General features: G+C 74.1%; 7 protein-coding genes. 5 read left to right on the top strand and 2 right to left on the bottom strand.

Annotated elements, in window-relative coordinates; translation table 11 throughout:
- Positions 1-1,027 (bottom strand): diguanylate cyclase domain-containing protein (locus tag ACE3Q3_RS13475; protein WP_374446863.1); only part of this gene is annotated, 1,027 nt, incomplete at its 3' end.
- A 125-nt stretch (positions 1,028-1,152) separates the two neighbouring features.
- Here ACE3Q3_RS13475 and ACE3Q3_RS13470 point away from each other — a divergent pair.
- The 5 genes from ACE3Q3_RS13470 (at position 1,153) to ligD (ending at position 6,500) form a co-directional block, all read left to right on the top strand.
- Positions 1,153-1,476 (top strand): hypothetical protein, encoded by a 324-nt coding sequence (locus ACE3Q3_RS13470; protein WP_374446862.1) that lies wholly within the window; start codon positions 1,153-1,155, stop codon positions 1,474-1,476.
- A 40-nt stretch (positions 1,477-1,516) separates the two neighbouring features.
- Positions 1,517-2,515 (top strand): YihY/virulence factor BrkB family protein, encoded by a 999-nt coding sequence (locus ACE3Q3_RS13465; RefSeq protein ID WP_374446860.1) that lies wholly within the window; start codon positions 1,517-1,519, stop codon positions 2,513-2,515.
- A gap of 68 nt (positions 2,516-2,583) precedes the next feature.
- Entirely contained in the window at positions 2,584-3,114 is a 531-nt protein-coding gene (locus ACE3Q3_RS13460; RefSeq protein WP_374446858.1) for a DUF4142 domain-containing protein, read from the top strand.
- Positions 3,115-3,125: 11 nt separating this feature from the next.
- A complete protein-coding gene (locus tag ACE3Q3_RS13455; protein WP_374446856.1) occupies positions 3,126-4,001 on the top strand; it encodes a Ku protein in 876 nt (291 codons plus the stop codon).
- A gap of 3 nt (positions 4,002-4,004) precedes the next feature.
- A complete protein-coding gene (gene ligD / locus ACE3Q3_RS13450) occupies positions 4,005-6,500 on the top strand; it encodes a DNA ligase D (protein ID WP_374446854.1) in 2,496 nt (831 codons plus the stop codon).
- A 1-nt stretch (position 6,501) separates the two neighbouring features.
- Here ligD and ACE3Q3_RS13445 read toward each other — a convergent pair whose 3' ends face one another.
- Positions 6,502-7,311 (bottom strand): Ku protein, encoded by an 810-nt coding sequence (locus ACE3Q3_RS13445; protein WP_374446852.1) that lies wholly within the window; start codon positions 7,309-7,311, stop codon positions 6,502-6,504.
- Positions 7,312-7,402: the final 91 nt, after the last annotated feature.

The raw sequence follows: 7,402 nt of genomic DNA, 5'->3' as shown, positions 1-7,402 counted from the left end.
GGACCTCCTTGGCATGATGCAGGGCGAAGTCGGCATTCTGGGACAGCGTCTCGGCCTCCGTACCGTCGACGCCGCGGACGACGCCGCCGGCGGTCACCTGCGGCACCAGGACGCCGCCCTCGCAGGCGAAGGGCGCGCGGGCGGCGGCCAGGACCGCCGTCGACACCGCGGCCAGCGCCGCGTGGTCCGGGCAGGGCTCGACCAGCAGCGCGAACTCGTCGCCGGCCAGCCGGAAGGCGAGCGCGTCCGGCGCCGCATCCCGGATGCGCCTTGCCACCTCCTGGATCACCGCATCCCCGACGACGTGGCCCATGGTGTCGTTGATCGCCTTCAGGTGATCGATGTCGACCAGCAGGAGCCCGAACGACGGATCGGCGGCGGCCAGGCGTGCGTCGAGCACGGCGTTGAACCGCCGCCGGTTGGGCAGGCCCGTCAGCTGGTCGAAATGGGCCAGCGCGTAGTTGCGGCGCTGCGCCTCGGCATGGGCGAGCGCGATCGCGCAGAGATGGACGCAGGTGTCGACGATCCGGCGCTCGATGACGCCCGGGCCGCGCCGGGTGCGATAGTAGAAGGCGAAGGTCGCGACGACCCGGCCGTCGCGGGCGAAGATCGGGCTCGACCAGCAGGCCCGCAGGCCGATCGCCAGTCCGATCGCCGCATAGTCGGTCCATAGCGGGTCGGTCTCGATGTCGCGCACCTCGACCGGGCGGCCGAGGAAGGCGGCCGTGCCGCACGACCCGGACCGCGGCCCGACCGGCACGCCGGCGATCGCCTCCGAGTAGGCATCGGGAAGGCTGGGTGCCGCGATCGGGTCGAGGCGCCCGTGCTCGTCGATGCCGACGATCGTGCAGATCGCCGACGGCGCCATCGCCTCGGCCCGCCGGCAGAGCAGGGCCGCGACCTCTTGGAGCGGGGTCCCGGTCGCCACCGCCTCCAGGATCTCGGTCTGCAGCGCCAGCAGACCGCGGCTCGGGCGGTCGTCGGTGCCGCCCTCGCGACCTGCGGTTGCGCCCCTGCCGTCCGGCATCCGTCCGCCCCCATTCTCGTCCAATGGTAGGTCCACCATTCGCACGGAACCACCGCCCGGCCAACGCCATTTCAATTGACGAGCGCCGCTCGGTCGGAATTGTCGCAACCAGGAGGATCGTGGGAATGCGCGCATCGGGACGCCGGGACCTCGCCCTCCTTCCGGTCGCCTTCGGCGGCGGGCTCGCCTGGGGCCAGATCGCCATCCTGCTGGCGGCCGACATCCTCGGTGGCGGGGCTCCTCCGGGCCCCCTGCCCGGGCTGACGATCGGCATTCTGCTCGCCGGCCTCCTCGTCGGCGCCGGGATGGCGGTCACGGCCGCCATCCCCGGCCGCGACGACGCCCCGCCGCCGCCGCCGGACGGCGGCGACGCCCGGCGCGTGGCCCAGTCGGTCCGCGACGCGGTCGCGACGATCGACCTGCCCGGGCCCGGGCCGGCGACGGCCTGAGCCGGCCGCGACCGGCACCGTCCCCGCGCTCGACATGGCGTTGCCCCGTCCCTCCCCGTCCGTCCGGCTCCACCTGGTGGTCGTGCTCCTGTTCGCCGCCGTCGCCGCGACCGCCTGGGATCACGAGCGACGGGCCGGCCGACCTACCGCCCGCTCCGACCGGGCGGCGAGGCTGGCGCTCCCCCTGTCGGTCGCGCCGGCGCGGCACGGCTGGCTCGCTCTCCTCGGACGGGTCTATCGCGAAATCCTCGACGACCGGGTGCTGGCGGTGGCGGCCGGGGTCACCTTCTATGCCCTGCTCGCCCTCGTCCCGAGCCTCGCGGCGCTGGTTTCGCTCTATGGGCTCGCCGCCGACCCGGCGACCATCGCCGACCACATGCGGCAGCTCTATTTCTTCCTGCCGGCCGCGGCGGCGGACCTGATCGCCGGCCAGCTCGCGCGTATCGCGGCACGGCCGACGGAAACGCTGGGTGCGACCCTGGCCTTCAGCCTCGCGCTGTCCCTGTGGAGCGCCAACGCCGGGATGAAGGCGATCTTCGATGCGCTCAACGTCGTCCATGGCGTCGACGAGGACCGCTCCCTCGTCCGCCTGACCTGCCAGACGCTGGGCTTCACGCTGGGCGCGATCGCCCTCCTGCTGCTCGCGCTGGCCGGTGTCGTCGCCGTCCCGGTCGCCGTGCGCTGGCTCGGCCTGACGGCGCTGACGGACATGCTGACGGTGCTGCGCTGGCCGGCGCTGGCGGCGGCGCTCGCCGGCGGCCTCGCCATCCTCTATCGCTGGGGCCCCTGCCGCCCCCGGCCCCCGTCCGGCAGCCGCTGGCCGGCGATCGCCATCGCCAGCCTCGTCGCCGTCGCCGCCTGGATGGCGGTCTCCATGCTCTTCTCCTGGTATGTCGCCCGCTTCGCCGACTACGACGGAACCTATGGCTCGCTGGGCGCCGTCGTCGGCTTCATGACCTGGATGTGGCTTTCGGCCGTGGTCATCCTGGTGGGCGGGGAGATCGACGCCGAGATCGAGCGGCAGCTACCCTGGCATTGACCCATGGGGGAACCCGGACGGCGTGTCCGGTGTTTCCAGCCCGTCGCCGACCCGTCCGGACCCGATCGATGCTGCGACCGGCCCTCTTCGCCCTTCCCTGTGTCCTCGCCCTCTGGGCCGCCCCCGCGGCGGCGCAGCGGTCGGCCGTCGACCTGCTCGTCGGCAAGGACGTGACGGCGGACTATGTCCAGCAGGTGGCGATGCACGACATGTTCCGGGTCGAGACCGGAAAGGTCGCGCTCCGCCGCGGCCGCGCGCCGGAAATCCGACTCCTCGCGCAGCAGGTGCTCGACGACCATGGCTGGCTCGGCGCCCAGCTCGCCCAGTCGATCGAGGAGGTCGCGCCGAAGCCGGAACTGCCGGCCCGCCTCGACCGCCCGCACAAGGCGCTCCTCGCCGGGCTCAATGGCGCGCCGGCGGCGGATTTCGACCGCATGTTCGTCCGCCTGCAGGTGCGTGCGACCGAGGACCTGCTTGCCCAGCATACGCGCTACGCGGTGACGGGCCCGGTCGACGGCCTGCGTCTGCTGGCCGAGACCGCCAAGCCCGTCGTCCAGGGTCACCTCAAGGCGCTGCGCGCCCTGCCTCCGATCCGCTGACGGACGGACCCATGGCGCCGCGCGCGACCTGGAAGGGCCATCTGACGCTGGGGGCGCTGAGCTGCCCGGTCGCGCTCTACGCGCTGGTGTCGGAGGGCGAGCGCATCCGGCTGCACACCCTCGACCGGCGCAGCGGGCACCGGGTGCGCCGGCAGTTCGTAGATGCCGAGACCGGCAAGCCGGTCGACCGCGACGCCCAGGTGAAGGGCTACGATACGGGCGACGGCCGTCACATCTTGCTGGAGCAGGAGGAGATCGACGCGGCCGTGCCGGCGAGCACCCATCGCATCGAGATCGAGAGCTTCGTCGCTGCGGCCGATTTCGATCCGGTCTTCCGCGACCGTCCCTATCGCCTGGCGCCGACCGACCGCAGCGGCCGGGAGGTCTTCGCCGTGGTCCGTGCCGCCATGGCGGCGGGCGGGGTGGTCGGCATCGGCCGCACGGTCCTGTTCCGCCGCGACCGCGCCCTCCTGCTGGCCCCGTGCGCAAGCGGCTTCGCCGCGGCGACGCTCCATTTCGACTACGAGGTCCGCGCCGCCGCTTCGATCCTGGAGGCGGTGCCCGACCGCCGCCTCGACCCGGAGATGATCGACCTCGTCCGCCACATCATCGGCACCCGGCGCGGCAGGTTCGACCCGGACGCCTTCGAGGACCGCTACGAGGCGGCGCTGGGCGAACTGATCCGGGCCAAGCAGGCCGGCAAGAAGCTGCCGAAGCCGCGCCCGGCCGCCGGCGGCGAGGTGATCGACCTGATGGACGCCCTGCGGCGGAGCGCCGGCGCCAAGGCACCGGCGCCGAAGGCGCGCAGCGGCGCCAGGACCGGCACGAGCAGGCGGGCGGCGGCCGGCAAGTCGGCGGCGCCGGCGCGCCGGCGCCGGGCGGGGTGAGCCATGGCGCGCGCCGCACCCGGGCCGGACCGGTTGGCCCCCTATCGTGCCCGGCGCGACTTCTCGCGCACCCGGGAGCCGCAGGGCGGCCGAGCCGGCGGCGGTGCGGCCCGCTTCGTCGTCCAGAAGCACGACGCGACCCGGCTCCACTACGACCTGCGGCTCGAGATGGACGGCGTCTTCCGCAGCTGGGCGGTGACGCGCGGGCCGAGCCTGGTGGCCGGCGAGAAGCGGCTCGCCGTCCAGGTCGAGGACCACCCGCTCGACTATGGCGGCTTCGAGGGCACCATCCCCAAGGGAGAGTATGGCGGCGGCACCGTGCTGGTCTGGGACCGCGGCACCTGGGCACCGGAGGGCGATCCGGCGCGGGCGCTGGGCAATGGCCACCTCGACTTCGTCCTCGAGGGCGAGAAGCTGCGCGGCCGCTGGCATCTCGTGCGTCTCCGCGGCAAGCCGCGCGAGAAGCGGGAGAACTGGCTGCTCATCAAGAGCGACGACGAGGCGGCGCGGCCGGCCGACGCGCCCGACATCCTCGAGGAACGGCCGGATTCGGTGGCGACCGGGCGCGGCCTGGCCGAGATTGCGGCCGGCGGCGACACCCGGCCGAAGCGGCGGCGCGGCGACGGGCGGGCGGCCGCCCCGACGGCCGGATCGGCCGCGGAGCCGATGCCGGAGTTCGTCGCGCCGTGCCTGGCGGCCCTGCAGCCCCGGGCGCCCACCGGGCGGCGGTGGCTGCACGAGATCAAGTTCGACGGCTACCGCATCCAGGTGCGCATCGCCGGCGGCCGGGCGCGGCTGCGCACGCGCAGCGGCCTCGACTGGACCGACCACTTCGGGAACGATCTTGCCGCCGCGTTGGCCGCCCTGCCGGCCCGATCGGCGCTGCTCGACGGCGAGGTCGTCGTCGAAGGCCCGTCCGGCGCCACGGACTTCGCCCTGATCCAGGCCGACCTCGCCGAGGGCCGCCGGGACCGCTTCGCGATCTGGCTCTTCGACCTCCTGCACCTCGACGGGCTCGACCTCCGGCGGGTGCCGCTCGTCCGCCGCAAGGAGCGGCTGGCGACGCTGCTCGCCGGGGCGGACGCCCGGGTCCGCTTCAGCGAGCATTTCGATGCCGAGGGCGACATGATGCAGCGCCATGCCTGCCGGCTCGGCCTCGAAGGCGTGGTCTCCAAGCTGCGCGACAGCCCCTACCGGTCCGGGCGCGGCAAGGACTGGGTCAAGTCGAAGTGCGGCCTCCGCCAGGAGTTCGTGATCGGCGGGTTCGTGCCGTCGAGCGTGTCCCGGCAGGCCGTCGGCTCGCTGGTGCTGGGCTACCACGACAAGGGCCGGCTGCGTCATGCCGGGCGGGTCGGCACCGGCTTCGACAACCGGACCGCGCGCGAGCTCTTTCGACGGCTGGACGCGATCGGCCGCGAGGCCTCCCCCTTCGCCGGACGGCTGTCGGCCGAGGCCGCCCGCGGCGTGCGGTTCGTCGATCCCGAACTGGTGGCGGAGGTCGAGTACCGCGGCTGGACCGCCGACCACCACCTGCGCCATGCTTCCTTCCGCGGGCTGCGCGAGGACAAGCCGGCGAAGGAGGTCGGCATCGAACAGCCGGAACCCGGCCGTGCGGAGCGACCGGCCTACCGCGTGCGCCTCACCCATCCGGACCGCGTCTACTGGCCGGATACCGGCGTCACCAAGGAGGGACTGGCCGAATACTACGCCGAGGTCTGGCCACGGATGGCGCCCCACGTCGTCGGCCGGCCGCTCGCCCTCGTCCGCTGCCCGGACGGCGTCGGCCGGGCGTGCTTCTTCCAGAAGCACGGCTGGCGGGGCATGCCGAAGACGATCCGGGTCGGCGCCGGCCCGGCGGGGGGCGAGCAACTGCTGTCGATCGACGGGCTCGACGGCGCCATCGGCCTCGTCCAGTCCGGCGCACTCGAGATCCACCCGTGGGGTGCGGCGCTGGCCGACATCGAGCGCCCGGACATGCTGACCTTCGACCTCGACCCCGGCCCGGAGGTCTCCTGGCAGGCGGTGATCGCAGCGGCGCTGGAAGTCCGGGCGCGGCTGGCGGCGGCCGGCCTCGCCGCCTTCGTCAAGACCTCGGGCGGCAAGGGCCTGCATGTCGTGGCGCCGCTGCGCCCGGCCGCCCGCTGGACGGCGGCCAAGGCCTTCAGCCGTGGCATCGCCGAGGCGATGGCGGGCGACGAACCGGGCCGCTACGTCGCCAAGGCGACGAAGGCGGCGCGTCGCGGCCGCATCTTCGTCGACTACCTGCGCAACGGCCGCGGCGCCACCGCCGTCGCCCCCTACAGCCCGCGGGCGCGCGCCGGCGCACCGGTCTCGATGCCCGTCGCCTGGGAGGAACTGTCGCCGGACATCGGACCCGCCTGGTTCACCGTCGCCAACGCGCCGACGCGCCTCGCGAACCTGGCGGGCGATCCCTGGGCCGACTTCCGCCGGGCCGCCGCGCCGCTGCCGGCGGTGTCGCCCTCGCGCCGGCGGCGCTAGCTCAGTCGCGGCGGCGGCGCTCGCCGGCAAGGCTGCGACGCAGCGCCTCCATGATGTCGACGACGTTGCCGGCGCGTGGCGCCGGCGGCGGCGCCTTCTCCCGCCGCGGCTTCCGGCCCTTTCGCCGCTTGCCGGCGATGATCGCCTGCAGGCGCTCCTGCACCGGGTCGCAGAGGAGGGCCGGGTCCCAGGGCCGGGTGCGCTCCTTGATGACGCGGCGGGCCACCGCGACCGCATCGGCCGGCACATCCGGCTCCTTGCCCCGGCCCGGCACGTCGACGTCGCCGCGCACCTGGTCCGGATCGCGCAGGGTCCAGAGCAGGACGCCGCGGCCGCGCGGCTCCAGCAGGACGCGACGCTCGCGCCGATAGAGGACGAGGCGCGACAGCCCGGCCGTGGCCGTCTGCTCCATGCCTTCGCGGATGACCGCGAACGCCTCTTCCCCCACCTTGTCGTCGGGCAGGAGATAGTGCGGACGGTCGCGCCAGATCGCCGGCACCGTGTCGGCCGGCACGAAGCGCTCGATGTCGATCGTCCGCGTGCTCTCCAACCGGACGGCCGCCAGTTCCTCCTCTTCCAGAAGGACGAACTCGCGCTCGCCCGTCTCGTAGCCCATCACCAGCCGATCCTCGGGGACGGGCCGGCCGGAACCGGCATCGACGTAGCGGCTGGCAACGGGATTGCCCGTGGCGCGGTTGATGGTCCGGAAGCGGACGCGCTCGCCCTCGGTCAGGGCCGGGGTCATCGCCACCGGACAGGTGACCAGCGACAGCTTGAGGTAGCCCTTCCAGAAGGCATGTGGTGCAGCCATCGGCCGTTGCCCCGTGCGATCCCCGCGGATGCCGAGCCAACGGGCAGCCGCGCGCCCGCGTTCCCGCATCGCTCGCGCCCGCCCGCCATCG

The organism is Allostella sp., assembly GCF_041913585.1.
Lineage (GTDB): Bacteria > Pseudomonadota > Alphaproteobacteria > ATCC43930 > Allostellaceae > Allostella.
Note: the sequence above shows the minus strand (reverse complement) of the source record. Positions and strands in the feature narration are given on the sequence as shown.